The sequence below is a fragment of the Thalassotalea mangrovi genome (assembly GCF_005116735.1).
Taxonomy (GTDB): domain Bacteria; phylum Pseudomonadota; class Gammaproteobacteria; order Enterobacterales; family Alteromonadaceae; genus Thalassotalea_A; species Thalassotalea_A mangrovi.
Map to the genome: position 1 here is coordinate 139,379 of NZ_SWDB01000007.1, position 22,519 is coordinate 161,897.

Annotated in this window: 18 protein-coding genes; 16 read left to right on the forward strand and 2 right to left on the reverse strand. The window is 47.0% G+C overall.

Translation table 11 applies throughout. The annotated features are described in order from the left end of the window. Positions 1-82: 82 nt before the first annotated feature. Positions 83-1,813, forward strand: coding sequence for a hypothetical protein (locus tag E8M12_RS03805; RefSeq protein ID WP_136734756.1), 1,731 nt, complete (start codon positions 83-85; stop codon positions 1,811-1,813). Positions 1,814-2,943: 1,130 nt separating this feature from the next. On the opposite strand, the gene queG is transcribed toward E8M12_RS03805, so the two are convergent. Beyond that, positions 2,944-4,086 (reverse strand): tRNA epoxyqueuosine(34) reductase QueG, encoded by a 1,143-nt coding sequence (gene queG, locus E8M12_RS03810; RefSeq protein ID WP_136734757.1) that lies wholly within the window; start codon positions 4,084-4,086, stop codon positions 2,944-2,946. A gap of 10 nt (positions 4,087-4,096) precedes the next feature. Between queG and E8M12_RS03815 the strand changes: the two genes are divergently transcribed. The 12 genes from E8M12_RS03815 (at position 4,097) to E8M12_RS03870 (ending at position 17,453) form a co-directional block, all read left to right on the forward strand. Beyond that, the gene (locus E8M12_RS03815; protein ID WP_169303028.1) at positions 4,097-5,587 is read left to right on the forward strand and encodes an NAD(P)H-hydrate dehydratase; all 1,491 of its coding nucleotides are present in this window, start codon (positions 4,097-4,099) and stop codon (positions 5,585-5,587) included. Between the two features lie 2 nt (positions 5,588-5,589). Further along, positions 5,590-6,060, forward strand: a complete 471-nt coding sequence (tsaE, locus tag E8M12_RS03820) for a tRNA (adenosine(37)-N6)-threonylcarbamoyltransferase complex ATPase subunit type 1 TsaE (RefSeq protein WP_136734759.1) — start codon at positions 5,590-5,592, stop codon at positions 6,058-6,060. 16 nt (positions 6,061-6,076) lie between these two features. Continuing rightward, positions 6,077-7,384, forward strand: a complete 1,308-nt coding sequence (locus tag E8M12_RS03825) for an N-acetylmuramoyl-L-alanine amidase (protein WP_136734760.1) — start codon at positions 6,077-6,079, stop codon at positions 7,382-7,384. Positions 7,385-7,388: 4 nt separating this feature from the next. Further along, a complete protein-coding gene (mutL, locus tag E8M12_RS03830) occupies positions 7,389-9,275 on the forward strand; it encodes a DNA mismatch repair endonuclease MutL (protein WP_136734761.1) in 1,887 nt (628 codons plus the stop codon). Then, on the forward strand, positions 9,272-10,219 hold the full coding sequence (gene miaA / locus E8M12_RS03835; protein ID WP_136734762.1) for a tRNA (adenosine(37)-N6)-dimethylallyltransferase MiaA: 948 nt from the start codon (positions 9,272-9,274) through the stop codon (positions 10,217-10,219). Before mutL ends, miaA begins: the two co-directional genes overlap by 4 nt. Positions 10,220-10,432: 213 nt before the next feature. After that, positions 10,433-10,678 carry an RNA chaperone Hfq gene (gene hfq, locus E8M12_RS03840; protein ID WP_136734763.1) on the forward strand — a complete coding sequence of 82 codons (246 nt, stop codon included), beginning with the start codon at positions 10,433-10,435 and terminating at the stop codon, positions 10,676-10,678. A gap of 31 nt (positions 10,679-10,709) precedes the next feature. Next, positions 10,710-11,996: a ribosome rescue GTPase HflX gene (gene hflX / locus E8M12_RS03845; RefSeq protein WP_136734764.1), complete on the forward strand. Its 1,287-nt coding sequence runs from the start codon at positions 10,710-10,712 to the stop codon at positions 11,994-11,996. Between the two features lie 58 nt (positions 11,997-12,054). After that, the gene (gene hflK, locus E8M12_RS03850) at positions 12,055-13,203 is read left to right on the forward strand and encodes an FtsH protease activity modulator HflK (protein ID WP_136734765.1); all 1,149 of its coding nucleotides are present in this window, start codon (positions 12,055-12,057) and stop codon (positions 13,201-13,203) included. Positions 13,204-13,205: 2 nt separating this feature from the next. Then, on the forward strand, positions 13,206-14,084 hold the full coding sequence (hflC, locus tag E8M12_RS03855; protein WP_136734766.1) for a protease modulator HflC: 879 nt from the start codon (positions 13,206-13,208) through the stop codon (positions 14,082-14,084). Between the two features lie 135 nt (positions 14,085-14,219). Next, on the forward strand, positions 14,220-14,408 hold the full coding sequence (locus tag E8M12_RS03860; RefSeq protein ID WP_136734767.1) for a DUF2065 domain-containing protein: 189 nt from the start codon (positions 14,220-14,222) through the stop codon (positions 14,406-14,408). Between the two features lie 227 nt (positions 14,409-14,635). Beyond that, the gene (locus tag E8M12_RS03865; RefSeq protein ID WP_136734768.1) at positions 14,636-15,931 is read left to right on the forward strand and encodes an adenylosuccinate synthase; all 1,296 of its coding nucleotides are present in this window, start codon (positions 14,636-14,638) and stop codon (positions 15,929-15,931) included. A 274-nt stretch (positions 15,932-16,205) separates the two neighbouring features. Beyond that, on the forward strand, positions 16,206-17,453 hold the full coding sequence (locus tag E8M12_RS03870) for a malic enzyme-like NAD(P)-binding protein (RefSeq protein WP_136734769.1): 1,248 nt from the start codon (positions 16,206-16,208) through the stop codon (positions 17,451-17,453). 51 nt (positions 17,454-17,504) lie between these two features. On the opposite strand, the gene metJ is transcribed toward E8M12_RS03870, so the two are convergent. Continuing rightward, on the reverse strand, positions 17,505-17,786 hold the full coding sequence (gene metJ, locus E8M12_RS03875) for a met regulon transcriptional regulator MetJ (protein ID WP_136734770.1): 282 nt from the start codon (positions 17,784-17,786) through the stop codon (positions 17,505-17,507). Positions 17,787-17,964: 178 nt separating this feature from the next. Here metJ and metB point away from each other — a divergent pair, with 178 nt between their 5' ends. From metB to metF, 3 genes are read left to right on the forward strand one after another with little or no spacing between them, the layout of a single operon-like run. Beyond that, positions 17,965-19,125 carry a cystathionine gamma-synthase gene (gene metB, locus E8M12_RS03880; RefSeq protein WP_136734771.1) on the forward strand — a complete coding sequence of 387 codons (1,161 nt, stop codon included), beginning with the start codon at positions 17,965-17,967 and terminating at the stop codon, positions 19,123-19,125. A 14-nt stretch (positions 19,126-19,139) separates the two neighbouring features. Continuing rightward, entirely contained in the window at positions 19,140-21,635 is a 2,496-nt protein-coding gene (gene metL, locus E8M12_RS03885; protein ID WP_169303029.1) for a bifunctional aspartate kinase/homoserine dehydrogenase II, read from the forward strand. Continuing rightward, on the forward strand, positions 21,635-22,519 hold the full coding sequence (gene metF / locus E8M12_RS03890; RefSeq protein ID WP_136734773.1) for a methylenetetrahydrofolate reductase: 885 nt from the start codon (positions 21,635-21,637) through the stop codon (positions 22,517-22,519). Before metL ends, metF begins: the two co-directional genes overlap by 1 nt.

Here is a 22,519-nt window from a genome sequence, read left to right on the forward strand (position 1 = left end):
CGTTGGCATGATTATGGATAGACTAACTTGACGGCATGCTAGTTAGCCGATGCCTGATAAAAATAATAAATGGACGTATGTTATGAACCAGCCCCTCAAATCCGTAACTATGCCCTCAGGTTTATTTTCCAAAGCCAGTATCTACCTGGCCTTGCTACTTGCCTGTCTGGGATTTTTTGTCGCCACCTCAAGCTGGCTGTATCATCAACTCGCGCAGCGAGCCGATTATCTGCAACAGCAGCAAATTCCTTTTATCAAGAATAACGCGTTATTACTCAATAAGCTGACTGAACTGGAATATTACCTGTCACAACAGCGCCTGAATATCCAACAACAGCAATTTGATCAACCCATCGAACAACTGCGCGAATCCTGGCTGGACATCATTTCTTTAACCCAGGAACACATGCAGTGGTTAAATGATCAGGTTCGCCTCGATCAGGCTGGTGAAGTCCAGGAACAGGCGCAACAATTTGTCGATGAGTATCGCCAGTTTACTGAGTTGGTCGACGATTTATTGTTGCTACGACAAGCGAGAAATGGCCAGTATCGGGCCAATATGCAAAGCCTTGAGCAATTGATTGCCCGGGTTGTTGCCCTGCGCAATCAAAAACAACTGGTGCTGGATAAACAGTCAACGGCATTTGTGTCGGTGCAAAACCGGGTTAATACGCAGTTAATCAACGAACAGGTTATTGCCGTTAATGAGGTTGAATATTATCAGTATCTCTACCAGGAATTATTACTGCTGAATCAACAAATGACATTACTGACATCCAGTCTTGAGCAGAGCAATTTTAATGATGTCGCTGCCAACGTTGCGATTCATGCCCGTCGAATCACGGAACACTTGCCAGACGCACCTGATGACAAAAATTTTGCTGTGATTCGTGAGGATACCGAAACCCTTATCAATCAGTTTATTGGTTCGGGACAGCTATTCGCCAAATGGCGTGATGAAGCGCAGGTCAGCAAACTGGTGGTTAAACGACTGAGCCTTTACCAGGGGTTTTTAAAACAAACCGGGGAATTGGTGTCATCGAGTCAGTTTTTCCATTTACCGGAGTTTGTGTTAACCATCCCTGTGATCGGTATTTCCGTTAGCGAAAGTATGATGTTGCCGGTTGGTTTTCTCGCTATGGTCATTCTGATGACCTTTAGTGCCCTTATCGCCTGGCGCATGCTGGTACTGGTCAGCCGCAGTTTCTATAAAGGTGCCGAGCATGGCTATGAACTGGCTAAACAGGGCATAACAACGAGCGTGACCTCAGATGTCGGGCTGGATACGAAGCGTGTTGCAGAATTAATGAACACCGAGGCTAAACCTGAGATTATCGCCAATGAACTGGCTTTGATCGAGGCGCAGGCGCTGGAAGACGCAAATGCGTTACAGGGACAGCCTGGGCCTGACAGTATTGCGGAATCGTCGCCTGTCTGTAACGCCGATTTAACCCAAGCTCGAACAACCGGGCAATTGGCGGATCAGGTGATTATGGATATGGAAAAGTTTAATCATTACCATGCCACCAGCCAGATGGCGCTGACGATGCTGGACGACTATATGCAGCGCAATCAACAAAATTTACAGAGATTGCACGCAGCCTTCGGGTCAGAAAATTTAGCTCTGGTCGCTAAAATCAATGAGGCGATTTTGCAGACCGCGAAGATATTGTTTGCGCCACGTCTTATCCGGGTTTGCCAGATCATGCGTCAATATTGTCACGAGCAGGAATTTGACGATGCGAAAAGCCTGCTCCCCGCAGTGGAACAAGCGATGGGTGAAATCAAGGAACATGCCCAGCAATGCTGTTAATTGCTGGCATGCTCGAGCCGATGCTGCGGGCGGCTGCTTAGAGCGAACAAGAGTCACTCAACTTAGTGACAAACGGATAAACTGTTGAACATATCAAGGATTGTGTACTTTGCTTGAAGGATTGTTTTCATTAGTTGCAGCAATAGCTGAAGCTGTGTTCGCGTTAATTTCAGCACTAGTTGAATTCGTAGCGGGTTTTTTGTAGCTGCTGGTGAGACACTAACTTTTATAGATTTAGGAGCCTTGCTCGTAGTCTTGTTTTTTGAAGTTGTTCTCTGGTTTATTTTATGGATAGCCGAGCTAATCGTTTCTTTGTTTAGATGGCGCAGGCCTAAATTAGTGAAAAAACCAATTCTCTGGCGCCCTAAACCGAAAAAAAGAAAAAGCACGGAGTAGTGCAAAATGCGTATAGCAACCAGGGGCAGCAAAGAGCGAGCAACAGCCACTTATCTACACTCACAAAAATAAGCTGATATGTGCCATGGAGGCAAAGCCATCAATAGTCTAACTAGAGTCTTAGTCGCTTTCTGCTATCTATTTTCAGCAGTTGTTGCATCACTACCACTTTTTTCCGTGTTCTGGCCAAGCCTCATAGGAACGTTTTTAATCAGCTTTGTCTTAGCGCCAAAACTATATGCTGAAACTTGGCTTTACCGTGTAGTTAAGTCGGTCTATTTTGCCGTAATCATCCCTTGCTTTGGTTTACTTACTGGCGGCCTTATAGTTGCAATACTAGAGAGTGTTGAAAAACAATCAATTGATGAGTTCTGGCCTCTTTTAGGTTCTCAATTGGCATTTGGATCTTTGGGTGTGTTATGGGTCTTGCCTTTGGCAATCATGGCTTATTTTTCGTCAATCATGTTAATAGAGCGGCTCCGCCCATCGGCTTAGCGTTAACAAAAAAAACTAGTGTATATTAGCAATTGCTAACAGACTGTTCCTGGCACATTAGAGTCATTTGGCTTGAACTAAGATTCCCTGTCGCTGCAGGGAATGACTCAAGGGTTTTTGCTTTTTGCTCGGAACAGCGTGTGCTCGGAGCTGATGCCATCAGCGTGCTCGAAGTGACGTTTTACGTCACGTGCTCGGAGTATCGTTCGCGATACGTGCTCAGGGAGTTTCAACTCCCGTCACGCATCCCTCGGCAAACCTTTTTCGATACTGCGAATCAGTCGTTCTTTATTGCGCAATGTGGCAGCTACTGCCTGTTGTTTTGAGCGTTGTTGCTCAATTGCCCAGTCAATGTGTTCCTGAACCATAGGTGTGGAGTCAGGGTGTTTGTCGTTAAGCGCTTGGTAAATGACCTCACTGGGTTTGGCATTGCCCAGCGCGACGGCAAGATTTCGCTGCCAGCACTCATAGCCAATGCGTCGAATCGGCGAGCCTTGCAAATTTTTATCAAATTCAAACTCACTCCAGGCAAATAGTTCCAGCAGGGTTATCTCATCGAGGTTTTGTCTAGGCTGAAAATCATCTTCCTGAGTGATGTTGGCAAAGCGATTCCAGGGACAGATGAGTTGACAGTCATCACAGCCATATATCCGATTGCCCAGCAAGGGGCGAAATTCTTCCGGAATGGCGGTGCGCAACTCAATCGTTAAATAGGAAATACATCGCCTTGCATCAACAACATAGGGAGCAACTATCGCATCGGTCGGACAAATCTTGATACAGGCAACACAACTGCCACATTTTTCTTTGACTGGAGTGTCCGTCGGCAAGGGAATATCGACCAATAATTCGCCAAGGAAAAACCAGGAACCGGCTTGCTGATTGAGTAGCAAACTGTGTTTACCGACCCATCCCAATCCCGCTTTAGCGGCCAGGGGGCGTTCGAGAATAGGGGCAGAATCGACAAAAGGTCGATAGTTAAGCTGCTCACAATAGTTTTTTATGTTCTCACCCAGGCGTTTGAGCCGCTGTCGAAGCAGCTTATGATAATCGCGCCCGAGGGCGTAACGACTGACGTAGGCATGATCGGTTTGTTTAAGAACCCTGGCAAATTTCGCGTTGGCCGGCAGATAATCCATGCGCGTACTGATCACCCTTAATGTGCCTGGTAATAATTCTGTTGCCCGAGCCCGCATCATCCCGTGGCGAGCCATATATTCCATATCGCCATGATAAAGGTTGTCTAGCCAATCCTGTAATGCTTGCTCATGTTGCTGTAAGTCTGGCTCGCAGATGCCTACTTCAGCAAATCCCAATTCCTGTCCCCAATGCTTGATTTTTTCTGCCAATTCGAGATAGTTAATCTTTGACTTTTTATCCATGGACGAGAATATGCTGCCGGTAAATATAAACAAAAGCATACCACAACAGGCCTATCATGCTGAAACCGTAAGGGACAATGAACTGACAATTGCGGCCCGGTTAGGGTTGATGTCGATGCAGCTGATGCAGTTTGCCGGTGACTCGGCATTTAACTTACTGCGTCAGCGTTATCCAAAAGCGAAAACCATTTTGGTCCTCTGTGGTAGCGGTAATAATGCCGGGGATGGGTTGATCCTGGCGAGGCTGGCGCGGGCAGCGAACTTCCATGTTTATGTCCATAGTGTCGTAAATCCAGATAAGCTTAATGGTGATGCTAAGCGGGCATGTCAGCAATTTATTGAGCAGGGCGGGCAATTTCATAAATTTAATGATATTGATGTCAGTCGTATCGATGTTATTGTCGATGGTCTGCTCGGAACCGGCTTAACTGGCAAGGTCCGGGAAAATTACCGCTATGTGATTGAACTGATAAACCAGCTCAATGCGCCGATTTTATCGTTAGATGTTCCGTCTGGATTAAATGCCAATACCGGAATGCCGATGGGATGTGCAGTCCATGCCGACGCAACCGTGACGTTTGTGGCATTAAAACACGGGTTATTAACCGGACAGGCAGCGGACTACTGTGGCCAGGTCTTTCTCGCTGGCCTGGGTATTCAGGACGAATTTGCCAAGTTATGTAATGATGATGTCGGTATCATCGCCAATGATAACGTCCCCTTCTTACGGCGACGTTGCCGCAGCAGTCATAAGGGCGATAGTGGCAGGGTTCTGCTGGTGGGCGGCAATCAATCAACCATGGGGGCTATTTCACTGGCCGGGCAGGCGAGCCTGCGCTGTGGTGCGGGTTTAGTAAGCATTGCATGCCATCCTCAGTACCGAGGTTTCTTACTGGCCAGTTGCCCGGAGATGATGTTGGTTACGGATTTTGAAGAGCAATTAACCGAGCAGCTAAAATCTGCAGACAGCATTGTACTGGGGCCAGGCCTTGGCCTAGATGAGTGGGCACAGCAATTGTTTGTGAAAACCCTTAATACCGATAAACCTATGATCGTTGATGGCGATGGGCTAACTCTGTTAGCGCAATCACAACATAGCCGCGATAACTGGATTTTGACTCCGCATCCGAAAGAGGCGGCACGCTTATTAAATATCAGTGTTGCCCAGGTAATGGCAGATCGCTTTGAAGCGGTGAAATCCATTGCCCTGCAGTATGGCGGTATCTGTATCCTCAAGGGCGCCGGAACATTAATCAGCGATGGAGTGCAAGTTGCGATCAATACTTCCGGGAATCCGGGCATGGCTAGTGGTGGTATGGGCGATTTACTCACTGGAATCCTGGCCGCATTACGCTTACAATCTGCTACAGATTTTGAGGCCTGCTGCACGGGTGTGTTTTTTCACGGCAAGGCGGCCGATTTAGCCTGCGAAGATGGCGAAAAGGGAATGCTAGCGAGTGACCTTTTGCCGATACTTCGCCAACTGGTAAACAGAACCTGATAATGAAGCGATTGCAATTTATTCTTGAAAACGAAACCGCGACCGTGGCTTTCGGCAAACGTCTGGCAGAGCTGGTCACCACGATTCCACTGGATTCACTGGTGGTGTTTCTCAATGGTGATTTAGGTGCGGGTAAAACCACCTTAACCCGGGGCTTTGTGCAGGGCATGGGTCACCTGGGCAATGTGAAAAGTCCGACGTATACTTTAGTAGAACCCTATGAGCTCGAATCCTGTCGGGTGTTTCATTTTGATTTGTATCGACTGGCGGATCCGGAAGAGCTCGAATATATGGGGATTCGTGATTACTTTCAGCCATTTTGCTACAGTTTTATTGAATGGCCGGAAAAAGGCGCTGGTATTTTACCCGCAGAAGATCTTATTATTGATCTGGAATATGTTGAACAACAACGCCGCGTCACATTGATGGCCAAAAGCGTTCGAGGTGAACAAATAATAAATCAACTAGTTTAGGGTTACTCATCACACTATGTTTCGTAGTCAGATAAAAATAATAACCTTGCTGCTAGGTCTGTTAACCGCCCCCGTATTTGCGAAAAGCACCATTGATGGTGTTCGTGTCTGGCCTTCGCCAGATTATACCCGGGTGGTGTTTGATCTCAGTAATACACCGGATTACAGCTACTTCTTTTTAAAGAACCCTGAACGCCTGGTGATTGATTTCAAAGGCACCAAAAATCAGGTGAACCTGGATAACCTGGCTGCTAATGATACCCGCATTAAATTAATTCGTACCAGTTCGGCGAAAGATAAGCAAAGCACCCGAATTGTGATCGAGCTCAATGGCGGATTTGAAGATAAAATTTTTCCGTTGAAACCGGCTGGCCCATACGGTAATCGTCTCGTTGTCGACTTGTTTGATGATGAACGCAAGCAGGTGATCGTCAATAAACCCAAGGCCAATAATCGCGATATTATTATCGGTATCGATGCTGGGCATGGTGGTGAAGATCCCGGTTCCATTTCTAAAAGTGGCACCTATGAGAAAAAAATCACCTTGCAGATTGCCAATCGTCTGAAAAAAATCATTGATAAAGAGCCAGGCATGAAAGCGGTGATGATCCGCAGCGGCGATTATTATATCCATGTGAATCGACGTACTGAAATCGCTCGTCAAAAGGAAGTCGATTTTTTGGTATCGATTCATGCTGATGCATTCCACAGCAGCCAGCCACGCGGTGCATCGGTTTGGATTGTTAATGACCGCCGTGCCGATTCGGAGTTATCCCGTTGGCTGGTCAATCGAGAGAAAAACTCAGAGCTGCTTGGCGGCGGTGGCGAGCTAATCAAGAAAACCAATGATGAAAATCTGGCGGTATTTTTGGCGGACCTGACCAAAGATAAATCGTTAGAAATCTCCGATATGATGGCTCGCAACGTGATCAGCGAGATGCGCAAAATCACCCGTATGCACAAAACCCAGCCACAAAATGCCAGCCTGGCTGTACTGCGTGCTTCTGACATCCCATCGATGCTGGTAGAAACCGGATTTATTTCTAACCCCTATGATTTTAAGAACCTGACCTCGCCAACCCATCAGGGTAAGCTGGCATCAGCGATCTTCACCGGCATGAAGCGCTACTTTCATCAGTATCCGCCTGAAGGTTCATTGCTTGCCAGCATGCGCCCTACTAAGCATAAAATACGTGCTGGCGAATCCCTGTCTGTTGTCGCTCAACGCTATAAGGTTTCGGTGAGCCAGTTGAAAGTTGCGAATAACTTAAAATCCGATGTGGTTCGGATAGGCCAGACGCTGACGATTCCACGGATCAATTAATTCGATGACAATAGCTATCTTGCCACCGCGTCTGGCAAACCAGATTGCCGCCGGTGAAGTGGTCGAGCGCCCCGCGTCAGTGGTTAAAGAGCTGGTTGAAAACAGCATCGATGCTGGCGCGACTAACATTATCATCGATATCGAGCAGGGTGGCCATAAACGCATTCGCATTAGTGATAATGGCCAGGGCATCACTAAAGATGAACTGACGTTGGCTTTGTCCCGCCATGCCACCAGTAAGATTAAAGATCTCGACGATCTCGAGTCTATTGCATCCTTAGGCTTTCGCGGTGAAGCGCTGGCCAGTATCAGTTCGGTATCAAGACTGACCCTGACATCAAAACCCGCTGCACAGGATAATGCCTGGCAAGCAATGGCGACCGGGCGGGATATGCAGGTCGATATTCAGCCCGCGGCCCATCCGGATGGCACCACCATCGACGTTGAAGATTTATTTTTTAATACGCCGGCACGACGAAAGTTTTTACGGACTCATAAAACGGAATTTTCTCATATTGATGAGGTGGTGCGTCGCATCGCATTATCAAAACTGGATGTGAGTTTTGCCCTTAACCACAATGGCAAATCGATTCGCCAGTATCGCCGGGCAACATCTGACCGACAAGTCGAAAAACGACTCGCCAGTATTTGCTCACAAGCTTTTGTTGATCACAGTATTGCGATCGATTTTCAGCACCAGGGGCTGCACCTGTATGGCTGGGTTGCCTCGCCGGGTTTTACCCGCAGTCAGAATGATCTCTGTTACAGCTATGTAAATGGCCGGATGATGCGCGATAAACTGATCAATCACGCCATTCGCCAGGCGTATGGTGAAAGCCTGGCTCACGATGCTTACCCGGCATTTGTATTGTTTTTAAATCTCGATTTTGATCAGGTCGATGTCAACGTGCATCCAGCCAAGCATGAAGTCCGCTTTCACCAGGCAAGGTTAGTGCATGACTTTATTACCAGTGCTATTGCCCAGAGTTTGCACCAGCAACATTTAGATGATGGTGATGACTCATCCATAGCTGCGATTGAAGAACCAAGCCCATCTACTGATCACTCTGAATATCGGCAACCACTGCGAGCAAACAAGCCTCACCAGTTCCGCGATTCGGATTATTCGGGGTCGGTGGAAACGAACAAAGCTGCTGGTTATCGGCCATACTCCGGCAACTATCTTCATGGCAAAGACAAACCGGGTAAACAGGCGCTCAGCAATTACGACCGTTTACTGACTACTGATATCACAGCCTCAGAGCTCTACAGTGGTAATACCGCGTCGGATACTCAAACCGCGTTGCCGGTCGCACCGTTTAGCTCAAGCGCGTTGGTTGGCGACTACCAGGTGATTACCTTAAGTGCCCGGCATACGGCAGTCATATTGCACCAACGACAGTTGTATTTGCTGGACGTTATGCCGCTGATTCGTCAATACCAGACAAGAAAAATGGCAAAAACGCTGGCTACAGAAGTGGTATCACAACCATTATTATTACCAGTGGCCCTGAATTTTGACCCGCAAACCGTTAACTTTATCGAAAAGCATTCCTCACAGTTCCTCGCTCATGGCATTCACCTTGAACTAAAACCCGGTGGTAAGTGCATTATTCGTCAATATCCGGCGATATTGCGAGAGCAGGATGTTCAATCAAGTTTTGAGCGAATTATCAATCAGTTACAAAGTCAGGGTGGAGATGAACCAGACTGGGTTGATTGTTTTGCGCAGTTATTATCGCAGCCGGTGACAAAGGAAACAGAACTACAGTCGATCCTTGCTGACTTATGCGCCGATAAAAATCTGGACTTTTCTGCGTTATTTGACTTGAATTGTCTGCAACTAGACCTCACTTCGTACCTAGATCAACTTAAATCCCCGAGTGAATGAGCGATACTAATCAAGCAACCTTGTTACCTGTAATTTGCATTATGGGCCCGACGGCCTCAGGTAAAACAAGCCTGGCAATGCAATTGGCGGACAAACTGCCTTGCGATTTGATTAGTGTCGATTCGGCGTTAGTGTATAAAGGCATGGATATCGGCAGTGCTAAACCGACGTCGGAAGAGCTGCAACAATATCCTCACCAACTGATAGATTTGATAGATCCCAGTGATAGTTATTCGGCGGCAGATTTTTGCCGCGATGCCAAACTGGCAATTGACGCTGCTCGTCAGCGTCAGCGTTATCCGGTGCTGGTGGGTGGTACTATGATGTACTTTAAAAGCCTGTTACAGGGGCTTTCACCTTTGCCTCCAGCTGATCCACAGGTTCGCAGTGATATTGAAAAGCTGGCGCTGGAACAAGGTTGGGAAGAGGTACACCAACAATTGGCGAAAGTGGACCCGGTATCGGCCCAGCGGATTCACCGTAACGACCCACAACGACTTACCCGGGCACTAGAAGTTTATCGAGTGTCGGGTAAGTCACTGACCGAACTAACGGAAACGAAAGGCGAAACCGTTTCCGGGCCGGTGCTGCAATTTGCGATCAGTACCGAACAGCGAGCTACTTTGCATCAGCGCATTGAACTGCGCTACAGGCAGATGCTGGACCAGGGTTTTGAAGAAGAAGTGAAGTTGTTGAAACAACGCCCGGATTTGCATCCGGATTTACCTTCCATTCGCTGTGTTGGTTACCGCCAAATGTGGGAATACCTCGATGGCCGGTATGACTACGATGAAATGGTATTTCGTGGTATATGCGCCACCCGACAGTTGGCGAAACGACAATTAACCTGGCTTCGAAGCTGGCCGGATTTAACCTGGCTGCAAACCGATGATGCGGATAACCTGCAGCAAATACTGGCGCAACTACCAACGGCATCATCCTGAATTTTGGCATAAAACTGGCATAAGACTGGGTAAGCTTATGTCATACTAAGATGCCAGATTTACCTGCAAGTGATAAATACTCGACAGGTAAAAAATTTTAGAGAAAAATCAAACAAGATTTCGATCTCTGTGTATAATTAAATGGCTCGTTGTGTAACTAGCTAAATTTGAAACAAAATTATTAGAAAAATTAAAAAATAAGGGGCCTTAAAAATGGCGAAAGGGCAATCTTTACAAGACCCGTTTTTAAACGCATTACGACGCGACCGCATTCCTGTGGCGATTTATCTCGTCAATGGCATCAAGCTACAGGGCCAGGTTGAGTCGTTCGATCAATTTGTGATTTTACTGAAAAATACCGTAAGTCAAATGGTATACAAGCATGCGATTTCTACGGTTGTCCCTTCCCGGGCGGTGAATACCAGTAGTCCTACCGAATACAACCAGCCGATGGAATAACGCTTAATGAGATTGAATCGGAGTTGCTCATTTGTTTGATCGACATCAAGCAGGTGAGCAAGCAGTACTTGTTCACATCGATTTTCCACAAGAAAACGCTCGCGAAGATTTACAAGAATTTGAAATGCTGGTGTCATCTGCCGGCGTCAATGCGCTGACGGTCGTTACTGGCCGTCGTGATACCCCTCATCCGAAATACTTTGTCGGCAGTGGCAAGGCGGAAGAAATCGCCGAGGCCGTTAAGATGTATGATGCCGATGTCATCCTTTTTAACCATACCTTGTCCCCGTCGCAGGAAAAAAACCTGGAAGCATTATGCAAATGTCGGGTGATTGATCGGACGACGTTAATTCTGGATATTTTTGCCCAGCGGGCGCGGACACATGAGGGTAAGTTGCAGGTTGAACTGGCCCAGTTAAAACACATATCCAGTCGCCTGATTCGTGGTTGGACTCACCTTGAACGCCAGAAAGGTGGTATTGGTCTGCGCGGTCCGGGGGAAACTCAGCTCGAAACTGACCGTCGTTTGCTGCGCGAACGAATGCATAACATTCAAAAACGCCTGCAGAAAGTTGAAAAACAGCGACATCAGGGACGACGGTTACGAGAGCGTGCAGAAATACCAACCGTGTCACTCGTTGGTTATACCAATGCCGGTAAGTCGACGCTATTTAATCAGTTGACCAACGCTGAGGTCTATGCAGCCGATCAACTGTTTGCAACATTGGACCCGACCCTCAGGCAAATAGACCTGAAAGAAGTCGGTAAAGTCATTCTTGCCGATACGGTGGGGTTTATCCGTCATTTGCCTCACGATTTAGTCGCCGCCTTTAAGGCAACACTGACTGAGACTCGTGAAGCACACCTGCAATTGCATGTGGTGGATATTTCCGATGAGCGGCGTGCTGACAATATGGCTCAGGTAGATTCTGTATTGGCTGAGATTGAGGCCGATGATATCGACCAACTGCTGATTTGCAATAAGATAGATAATCTCGATGACGTATCGCCTAAAATTGATCGGGATGAACAGGGGAAACCGGTCAGAGTCTGGTTGTCTGCGCGTGCTAATATTGGATTAGAACTGCTATTTCAGGCACTTACCGAAGTGCTCGGTCAGGACGTTGTTCAGCATCAGTTGAAGATACCACCGAGTGCAGGAAAATTGCGGGGCCGTCTATACCAACTAAACTGTATATCGGAAGAACGATTTGATGAACAGGGAAATTGCCTGTTGCAGGTAAAAATGCCGTTGCGGGAATGGGAAAAGTTACTAAAACAGGACAATTCTCAGCTACAGAACTTTATCCAGCATTAACCTACTGATATTATATTCAATTGCCCTTAATAAGAATTGCAATCTAACGGAGAGCGAAATGGCTTGGAACGAACCGGGGAATAATGATAAGGATCCCTGGAAAAATAAAGGTGGTCGAGATCAGGGTCCTCCTGATTTAGATGAACTACTTAAAGATCTGGGAAATAAATTCGGTGGAATTTTTGGTAATAAGCCTAACCGCAATAGTAAAAACAGCTTTAGCGGCATCGGAATATCCATTGTCCTGATTATTGCCGTTGTGGTTTGGGGGATTAGTGGCTTTTATACCATTAAAGAATCTGACCGCGGCGTTGTCCTGCAATTTGGTAAATATCTTGGCGAAGTCGAACCAGGTATTCACTGGCAGCCAACCTTCATTCAAAGCGTTATCCCGGTAAATGTGCAGACAACCAATAACCTGCCCGCTCGTGGTGATATGCTGACCGAAGATGAGAATGTGGTGATGGTGGAGATGCAGGTCCAGTATCGAATCATCAATGCCCGCAACTATTTGTTTAACGTCACCAATGCTAATGAAAGCCTGGCGCATGCCTTTGATAGTGCGATTCGCTATGTTATCGGTCATTCGAAAATGGATGAAGTGTTAACCAGTGGACGTGAGCAGGTTCGCCAAGCGGTCTGGGCCGAGCTAGAGAAAATCATTGAACCTTATAACATGGGGATTTTGATTTCTGACGTGAACTTAAAAGAAGCGCGTCCGCCAGAGCAGGTTAAAGATGCGTTCGATGATGCGATTGCAGCGCGAGAAGATGAAGAGCGTTTTGTCCTTGAAGCCGAGAAATACGCGCTATCTGTTGAACCAGAAGCTCGTGGTCGTGCCAAGCGTATGGAACAGGACGCATTAGCGTATAAACAGCAAATTGTATTGGCAGCACAGGGTGAAGTCGCTAAATTCGATAAGCTGTTGCCTGAATATCAAGCAGCGCCACAGGTAACCCGAGATCGTTTATACCTGGCAACGATGGAACAGGTTTACAGCAAAACCTCCAAAGTCATGGTTGATGTAGACGGCGGTAATAACATGATGTACCTGCCGCTGGATAAGATTATGCAACAGCAACCACAGCTGACTTTACCGTACAGTCAGAGCTTGCCTGGCAGCAAACAAACGCCAGTACAAACCACAAACTCGGCGCCAAATAAACCAGCCGGGCGCAGCGATCGTTTTAGCCGGGGGAATAACTAATCATGAAAAACTTTATTGTGATCGTATTGGTTGCCCTGGGTTTGTTGACGGTTTCTTCGATTTTCGTGATCAATGAAACCGAACGCGGCATCGTTTTCCAGTTCTCAAAAATTAAGAGAACTGGTGACGGCGAAATGAAAATTTATCAGCCAGGCATCCACTTTAAAATTCCATTAATTGAACGTGTTCGTAAAATTGATGCGCGTATTCAGACGCTCGATGAAGCGCCAGACCGTTTTGTTACGGCAGAGAAAAAGGATTTGTTGGTAGACACCTATGTTAAGTGGCGTGTGGCCGATTTTTCTACCTACTACGTACGTACTAACGGTGGTTCACTGGAAAATGCACAAGCCCTGTTAAAGCAGAAAGTCAATAACGGCCTGCGTACTGAATTTGGTGCCCGTACCATCCGTGAAATCGTATCCGGTGACCGCGATACGGTAATGGAGCAGGCGAAAGAAAGTGCGCAAACGGCACGTAAGGATCTGGGTATTGAAGTGGTCGACGTGCGCGTGAAGCGCATTAACTTACCTTCAGAAGTTCAAAACTCAATCTTTGACCGGATGCGTGCTGACCGTCAGGCAGTTGCCGAAGAACACCGCTCACAGGGTCGGGAGAAAGCTGAAGTCATTCGTGCGACAGTCGATGCCAAGGTAACGGTTATGTTAGCGGATGCCAAAAAGCAGGCATTTATGCTGCGCGGTGAAGGCGATGCGATGGCGGCGAAAGTCTATGCAGATGCGTACCAGAAAGACCCGGAGTTCTTTAAATTTTTCCGCTCGTTGCAAGCGTATGAAAACAGCTTTAACAGCAAAGGGGATATCCTGGTTGTTAAACCTGACTCCGATTTTTTCAAGTATTTGAAAGAAACCGGTAAATAATAAATGTCGAAAGCCCACTTAATGTGGGCTTTTTTATCGGCGCGGATGTGCCAGTTAATTCTCTGGTTAGCGGTTGTCAACATTAGCCATGTGCGCCAGAATTCGCCCACAGAATCGCATTAAGTTCGTGAAACTATGACCCTATCTACCCTGTTAATTGCCCTGGCTTTAATGCTGGTCCTGGAAGGCCTGGGGCCGTTTCTGTTCCCAAAGCGATGGCAGGCACTAATGCAGAAATTAGCCCAGGAAGACGCCCAGGCGATCCGCCAGATTGGCTTGGCGCTGATTCTGTGCGGCATCGGTTTGCTTTGGTTATTTAGTTAACGGCAGCTAATTAACGACGTTAATACCGATTTGAACCATTACGGGCTACCTATTTAATGGTGGCTGAATCATCTCAACTTACCCTAATTGCTATTATTTCCCTGCAATTGTTAAAACTTCAGTTAGAATTAACTCCATAATCGTAAAAAAGTCGATAAAACGGGTGATTTTTAGCTGCATTTTTTGTAGAATCCCCGCCTAATTTTCTTTCAAAAACTGCAATAGATATGGGCAAAAACGTCGTTGTATTAGGCACCCAATGGGGTGACGAAGGTAAAGGTAAGGTTGTTGACCTGTTAACGGACAAAGCAAAATATGTTGTTCGTTATCAAGGCGGCCACAATGCCGGTCATACATTAGTAATTGACGGTGAAAAAACCGTCCTGCATTTGATTCCATCAGGCGTGTTGCGTGATAACGTAAAATGTCTGATTGGCAACGGGGTTGTGTTAAGCCCGGAAGCCTTGATGAAAGAAATCAAAATGTTGGAAGATAAGGGCGTACCAGTACGTGACCGCTTACTGATCAGCGATGCCTGTCCATTAATTATGCCTTATCACATCTCATTGGATATGGCCCGTGAAGCAGCACGTGGTAATAAGGCTATCGGTACCACAGGCCGTGGTATTGGTCCTGCGTACGAAGATAAAGTAGCTCGACGCGGTCTGCGTGTTGGTGATCTTTTCGATGCAGAAAGCTTTGCGGCGAAGTTAAAAGAAATTATGGAATACCATAATTTTGTTTTGACCAACTACTACAAAGCTGAAGCATTGGATTATGATAAAGTCCTTGCTGATGCAATGGCTGTTGCGGACATTATCAAAGCGATGACGGCAGATGTCAGTGAATTGCTTGACCAGGCTCGTATCAACGGTGATTCCATCATGTTTGAGGGTGCTCAAGGTACCTTGCTGGATATTGATCACGGTACCTACCCATATGTAACCTCTTCAAATACCACCGTAGGTGGTGTTGCTACGGGTTGTGGTTTTGGTCCTCGTCACCTGGATTATGTATTAGGCATCACTAAGGCGTACACAACTCGCGTAGGCTCCGGCCCATTCCCTACCGAGCTGAATGATGAAATTGGTCATCATCTGGGTACGGTTGGTCATGAATTTGGCGCTACCACAGGCCGTGAGCGCCGTTGTGGTTGGTTTGATGCAGTTGCCATGCACCGTGCCGTTCAGGTTAACTCAGTCAGCGGATTCTGTTTAACTAAGCTTGATGTTTTAGACGGTTTGAAAGAACTGAAAATCTGTACCGGTTACAAAACTGAATCTGGTGAAATATTAACGGTTCCGCCAATGGCTGCGGAAGGTTATGAAAACATCACGCCTGTGTATGAAACACTGCCTGGCTGGGATGAAAAAACCGTTGGTGTTACTAAGCGCGAAGAACTGCCAGCTAATGCCCTGGCCTACATCAAGCGCATTGAAGAAGTGACCGGTGTACCAGTAGACATCATCTCAACCGGTCCGGATCGTAACGAAACCATCATTTTGGTTAACCCGTTCGAATAATTCCTGCTTCAAATTTACCTTCAAAGCCCGCTTTATGCGGGCTTTTTTGTAGATAGATGTATTAAAAATCAACGACTCTGACCCCTTGATGTTTAGTGGCAGGAAAGAGCATGCTAGAACCCAGCTCATACCCTCCAATAAACCTACTCTTTTTCACGTCTTGATCTGGTAAGAGGTAAGACCGTCATTTTTTTCCTTAACAGCACTACCCAATTAAGCGTAATATACGCCTTTTTAAAGTACTTCTGAAAAATTACATTAAGGCTTTCAATTTATGTCTGACTTTCGCCAGCAAGCGCTTGATTACCACGCTTTTCCTCAACCGGGAAAAATTTCTATGACGGTCACCAAACCGTCGAAAACCAGTCGCGACCTTGCCCTGGCTTATAGCCCAGGCGTAGCAGAGCCGGTGAGAGAAATTGCCCGTGATCAGGATTTGGTTTATCAGTACACCAATAAAGGCAATACCGTTGCGGTGATTTCTAACGGTACCGCGATTCTCGGGTTAGGAAATCTCGGCGCGTTAGCTTCAAAGCCCGTTATGGAAGGAAAGTCACTGCTGTTTAAGCGTTTCGCCAATATCGATAGTTTTGATATTCAGGTAAAGAATGAAGATCCCGGTGCTTTTATTGAAACCGTTGCCAATATTGCCGACAGTTTTGGTGGTATAAACCTTGAGGATATTAAAGCGCCCGAATGTTTTGAAATTGAAAAAGCCCTGATTGAACGTTGCAATGTACCGGTTTTTCACGATGACCAACACGGTACCGCCATTGTGACTGCTGCAGCGATGCTTAATGCCCTGGAAATACAGGGCAAAGATTTACAACATGCGAAAATCGTCTGCCTCGGTGCCGGGGCTGCGGCAATAGCCTGTATGCAATTGTTAATCACCTGCGGTGCACAGCGGGAAAACATTTACATGTTAGATCGCAAAGGGGTAATACATACCTGCCGAGATGATTTGAACGAGTACAAACGACTGTTTGCAAATAACACTGATAAGCGTACCTTGCAGGATGTGTTATTTGAAGCCGATGTCTTCGTTGGAGTATCCGGACCAAACCTGTTAACCGCCGATGATTTAAAGCTAATGGCAGCAAATCCAGTGGTATTTGCCTGTTCCAATCCTGATCCGGAAATTGCCCCGGAATTGGCATTGCAGACTCGTGACGATTTAATTATTGCAACTGGCCGCTCTGACTATCCAAATCAGGTTAATAATGTCCTGTGCTTCCCGTTCATTTTCCGTGGTGCTCTTGATGTTCGGGCCCGGGAAATAAACAGTGCAATGAAAGTGGCGGCGGTTCATGCGATTCGCAAGATTGCCAAACAACCGGTTCCGGAAGAAGTATTAGCAGCCAGTGGCGACGTTGATTTAATCTATGGTAAAGACTACATCATTCCGAAGCCAATGGACCCAAGATTGCTTACAGAAGTGGCACGGGCAGTAGCCCAGGCTGCCATCGACTCAGGCGTCGCGCAGGCACCTTTGCCAGACACTGCAATTTATCGCTCATAACCCATAAAAAAGGCCCTGTTCAGGGCCTTTTTCACAACTATCTCATTCCACTTACTCGTTTTCTTCACCGTCAGTAGTGAGTGGTTTTTCATTGTCCTTAGACAAATCTTCATCGCTTGGCAATGGCTGGCCAGTAAATGCGTGTAAAAACGCTTCACACAACAGCTCGCTGTTAGTGGCATGGCGTAAATTATTTACCTGGCGACGGGTGCGCTCATCGGTCAATACTTTCAATACCCGAAGTGGGATCGACACCGTAATTTTTTTTACCTGTTCGCTCTTTTTACCGTGTTCCGCGTATGGATTAATGTATTCGCCGTTCCATTCCGCCATCTTGTTTCCTCAGAACCTATGATTATTTTCAGCTGAAATTGTACCCGTTATGGCCGTTGAGTCAACCGCTAACATCTAAAAGCAAAGATGTATAGACGTCTAAAAGTTCTTGACCATACCAAATAATACGTATAGATTTACGGACGTCTATACTTCTAAAAGCGTCAAGAGGGCGATTATGAGCCAGGATCAAGCAGCCACCATTGCCGTGCGTGCCGGCATTAACACGGATAAGCACCATAGTGCGGTTGTACCGCCAATTCATCTTTCCAGTACTTATCGTCTGCATGGTTATGATCAGAAAGGCGAATACGACTACTCGCGTTCCGGTAATCCAACTCGCAGTTCTTTGGCGACTGCTCTTGCCGATCTGGAAGGGGGAAGCACAGGTATCGTGACCAATACCGGTATGTCCGCTATCCATTTACTCTGTCAGTTGCTCAATAAAGACGACTTACTTGTCATCCCTCATGATTGCTATGGCGGGAGTTACCGATTGTTCACCCACCTGCACCAGCGCGGCTTGTTCAGGCTGTTAGTGATTGATCAAACCAATCTTGACGAAGTACGTGTGGCGATGCAGCAAAAGCCGAAACTGACGCTGCTGGAAACTCCGAGTAATCCATTATTGCGTATTGTTGACGTGGCAAAGATTTGTGAGCTTGCCAAACAAGCCGGCTCACTGGTGGCGGTTGATAACACTTTTCTCACCCCGCTACTGCAGAAGCCATTGTCTCTGGGTGCCGATATCGTGATTCATTCCACGACCAAATTCATTAACGGTCATAGCGATGTGGTTGCTGGTGCGGTTGTCTGCAAGGAGCCCCAGATAGGAGAAAAGCTGACCTGGTGGGCAAATTGTATCGGTATTACCAGCAGCCCATTCGACAGTTTTCTGACGTTAAGGGGTCTAAAAACCCTGCCAGTACGAATACAGCAGCATCAGCAGAATACGGTCAGCCTGGTTGCCTTGTTATCCGAACATCCGGCTATCGACGCGGTTCATTATCCGGGGCTTGCTTGCCATCCTGGTCATCAGTTGGCAAGGCAACAACAGTCTGGTTTTGGCAGCATGGTGAGCTTTGAACTTAAGGGAGGCATAGAGGCGGTTAAATGTTTATTCGATCATTTGACCCTATTCACTCTGGCGCAGTCGTTGGGGGGGGTAGAAAGCCTGATATCCCATCCATCGACCATGACTCACGCGGGAATGGACGCTGAAGCACAGCTTGTCGCCGGCATCAAACCCGGACTGGTGCGAGTGTCTGTTGGTATTGAACATATTGATGATCTGGTTGCTGATTTAACGTCGGCCCTGGATAAATGCCTGACCGTTTAGGAGTAAAATTTACAATGTCTCAACTTTCTCACCTTGATGGTAATACCATAGCCGGCGTTGATAGTGGATTATTATCGAACCGGATACTGGCAAACGGGAGGAGCGCCAGAACTGTTCATAAATTTGGTGGTTCCAGTCTTGCCACTGCCCAGTCAATAGACACGGTTTTATCGATTATTGAACAACGCGTGCACGAGCAGGACCTTATCGTGGTATCGGCCAATGGCAAAACCACAGACAAGTTTATCGAAATTATTGACTTGGTCAGTCGGTGCCAGGAAACTGAAGATCAAGCGTTTACCCACTTGTTGTTGTTGATTCAAGCTGAACATCAGCAATTAATCTCTGAGGTCCTGTCCGCTGATACAGAATTGCAGCAATCTTTAGTTGAGGCATTGAATGGAGATATTCGCCAAATTCAAAACTGGTATCTGCATCAATCATTACTGAGCAATCGCAATAATGTCCTTGCATTTGGTGAACTCTGGTCGAGCCGTTTACTGGCGGCGGCGCTTAACCGTCGCGGGTATCGCGCTACGGCCATTGATACCCGGCAATGTTTTGTACTCGATTGCCTGGCCAGAATTACCCTTGCCCGGGAGATTTCCGGACCACGCCTTGCGCAGCAGTTGCCAACCGAGGGGCTGGCCATCCTTACCGGATTTATTGCTGTCGATCGCAGTGGTCAAACACAAACCCTTGGCCGCAATGGTAGTGATTACAGTGCGACCTTAGCTGCCGATTTGATTGCTGCCACGGATGTATGTTTGTGGACCGATGTAGATGGTATTTACAGCGCCGATCCGCGCATCGTGCCGAGTGCCAAAAAACTTCAGCGTCTGGAGGCGTCGGTAGCAAGAGAACTTGGGCGTCTTGGTAATCCAGTACTGCATGCGAACACGCTGGCACCACTACAGAACAACAATATTCACTTGCATATCAATAACACCTTCTATCCTACTCAACAGGGATCGGAAGTAGGGCAGTTTGGAGCTATCGCCAGGCAAGAAGTGTCTATAACCCATAACAATCAGTTAATCGGTTTTCAGTCGAAACATTTTCAAGGCACCTTGCTCCAACAACTAAAACAGAAATTCACCTTGATAGATGTTGATGAGCAACGTCAGCAACTGATTATTCTGGCAGAGCATGGCTATGGCCTGCGTCAACATTTGCAGGAATTAGCAGTCGATTTTCAGTCTTACTCAATGTCCCTGTTAGCCGCAGTCGGATTTTCAATCCGTAACAGTCAATCGCATCGACATTTCGTAAAGATCATTGAGCAAAGCCCTTATCCGTTGCAAAAGCTAAGTGTGAATGAACATTCGTTGATCGCTTTTTCGAAATCCAACTGCGAGATAGAGTGGCTTAACAAGGTTCATAATCGCCTGACCCGTGAACATCGCAATATTGGCGTGATTGTCGCCGGTACTGGCAATATTGGAGCTACGTTTTTAAATAATTTGGCGGCGCAACAACAGGCTCGCGAAGAACTGAATCAGGTACACCTTATCGGGGTGGTAAATTCAACCAGGGCCTGGTTCGATGTTGAAGGTCTGCAGGCTGATCAGGTGATGACACAGTTTTGTCAGCAGGCAACAGAGTGTGATAACCAAGGTTTACTGGACTGGTTAACGCGCCATCCATTCGATGAAGTGATTGTGATTGATATTACCCCGAGTGCAGAATTTGCCCGCTTGTATGAGCAGTTATTTGCTGCCGGGGTGCACGTGATATCGGCAAATAAATGTGCCAATACATTGCCTTCACAGGAATTAGCGCAACTGCATGAAGCTGCCAGCAATGGTGATTGCTATTGGCTGTCGAATACGACGGTTGGTGCGGGCCTGCCAGTCAATTATGCGCTTCGGGATTTGCTTGAAAGTGGCCATCAAATCGAAGAGGTCAGTGGTATTTTCTCCGGCACCCTATCCTGGTTGTTTAGTAATTTTGACGGCTCTAAACCTTTTTCTCAATTACTCAACCAGGCGTTACAACAAGGACTGACTGAGCCGGATCCTCGCGATGATTTATCCGGGCTGGATGTGCAACGCAAATTATTGATCCTGGCAAGGCTGGCAGGATACAGCCTCAATCTTGAGGACATCCACTGTCAGTCTTTAGTGCCCGAATCTTTGCAATCGCTCAGCAAATCCGAGTTTTTAGCCAACAGTCAGCTGCTTGACGCAGACTTTGCCAGGCAACTAACCAGGGCGCAGCAGCAAAACGGCTGTCTTCGCTACGTTGCCCGACTGCAACATACTGGCGGCAAATTAACAGCGCAGGTTGGTATCGAAGTTCTTGATAATCAACATCCTTTTGCGAACTTAAACCCATGCGATAATATTTTTCTACTAAAAACAAACTGGTACCAGGACAATCCGCTAATTATCCAGGGGCCTGGCGCCGGCCGGGAAGTGACCGCTGCCGGTTTGCATTCGGATCTTGTTCACTTATGCAGGCAATTACACAACAGACATCCAGACGTGGACATCAAGGGGATTAACTAATGAATTATCGTTCCGCCAGGCAACTGGACTCGCTTAACCGAACCGTGAGCGAACTTTCTGCTGATTTACAGGTATCCTTTGAATTTTTTCCGCCAAATTCCCCGGAGATGGAAACTACATTATGGAATTCCATTGAACGACTGGCACCGTTAAGTCCTAAGTTTGTTTCTGTGACCTACGGGGCAGGCAGTGGTACCCGGGATCGTACACATGGGGTAATCAAACGTATTCAAAAAGATACCGGTTTGGTCGCCGCCCCACATTTAACCTGCATTGATGCCAGCCCTGATGAGTTGAAGCAAATTGCCAAAGATTACTGGCAATCCGGAGTTCGCCATATTGTTGCTTTGCGTGGCGACTTGCCTGAATCGAATCAGAAGCCAGAGATGTATGCTGCGGATCTGGTGAGCTTGCTAAAAGGGGTGCAGGATTTTGAAATTTCCGTGGCCGCATACCCGGAGACCCATCCGGAAGCACCGAATGCACAATTCGATTTATTAAATCTCAAGCGCAAGGTTGAAGCCGGTGCCAATCGGGCCATTACCCAGTTCTTCTTCGATATCGACGCATATCTACGTTATCGGGATCGCTGTGTATCAGTTGGCATTGATGTGGAAATTGTGCCGGGTATTTTACCGGTTTCTAATTTTAATACCCTGAAGCGATTTGCCGGACTAACTAATGTGCATGTGCCTAACTGGATGTACAACATGTACCAAGGGTTAGAGGATGATCCGACAACCCGCAATCTGGTTGGTGCCAGTATTGCCATAGACATGGTAAAAATACTGCGCAGTGAAGGGGTAGAGAATTTTCATTTCTATACCCTGAATCGTTCTGAATTAACCTATGCCATTTGCCATACGCTGGGGATTCGTCCTTAG

What these genes read in the sequence shown, in the direction of transcription:
- E8M12_RS03805 (WP_136734756.1), top strand. Translation starts at nt 83, where the DNA reads ATGAACCAGCCCCTCAAATCCGTAACTATGCCCTCAGGTTTATTTTCC.
- queG (WP_136734757.1), bottom strand. Translation starts at nt 4,086, where the DNA reads ATGGATAAAAAGTCAAAGATTAACTATCTCGAATTGGCAGAAAAAATC.
- E8M12_RS03815 (WP_169303028.1), top strand. Translation starts at nt 4,097, where the DNA reads ATGCTGCCGGTAAATATAAACAAAAGCATACCACAACAGGCCTATCAT.
- tsaE (WP_136734759.1), top strand. Translation starts at nt 5,590, where the DNA reads ATGAAGCGATTGCAATTTATTCTTGAAAACGAAACCGCGACCGTGGCT.
- E8M12_RS03825 (WP_136734760.1), top strand. Translation starts at nt 6,077, where the DNA reads ATGTTTCGTAGTCAGATAAAAATAATAACCTTGCTGCTAGGTCTGTTA.
- mutL (WP_136734761.1), top strand. Translation starts at nt 7,389, where the DNA reads ATGACAATAGCTATCTTGCCACCGCGTCTGGCAAACCAGATTGCCGCC.
- miaA (WP_136734762.1), top strand. Translation starts at nt 9,272, where the DNA reads ATGAGCGATACTAATCAAGCAACCTTGTTACCTGTAATTTGCATTATG.
- hfq (WP_136734763.1), top strand. Translation starts at nt 10,433, where the DNA reads ATGGCGAAAGGGCAATCTTTACAAGACCCGTTTTTAAACGCATTACGA.
- hflK (WP_136734765.1), top strand. Translation starts at nt 12,055, where the DNA reads ATGGCTTGGAACGAACCGGGGAATAATGATAAGGATCCCTGGAAAAAT.
- hflC (WP_136734766.1), top strand. Translation starts at nt 13,206, where the DNA reads ATGAAAAACTTTATTGTGATCGTATTGGTTGCCCTGGGTTTGTTGACG.
- E8M12_RS03860 (WP_136734767.1), top strand. Translation starts at nt 14,220, where the DNA reads ATGACCCTATCTACCCTGTTAATTGCCCTGGCTTTAATGCTGGTCCTG.
- E8M12_RS03865 (WP_136734768.1), top strand. Translation starts at nt 14,636, where the DNA reads ATGGGCAAAAACGTCGTTGTATTAGGCACCCAATGGGGTGACGAAGGT.
- E8M12_RS03870 (WP_136734769.1), top strand. Translation starts at nt 16,206, where the DNA reads ATGTCTGACTTTCGCCAGCAAGCGCTTGATTACCACGCTTTTCCTCAA.
- metJ (WP_136734770.1), bottom strand. Translation starts at nt 17,786, where the DNA reads ATGGCGGAATGGAACGGCGAATACATTAATCCATACGCGGAACACGGT.
- metB (WP_136734771.1), top strand. Translation starts at nt 17,965, where the DNA reads ATGAGCCAGGATCAAGCAGCCACCATTGCCGTGCGTGCCGGCATTAAC.
- metL (WP_169303029.1), top strand. Translation starts at nt 19,140, where the DNA reads ATGTCTCAACTTTCTCACCTTGATGGTAATACCATAGCCGGCGTTGAT.
- metF (WP_136734773.1), top strand. Translation starts at nt 21,635, where the DNA reads ATGAATTATCGTTCCGCCAGGCAACTGGACTCGCTTAACCGAACCGTG.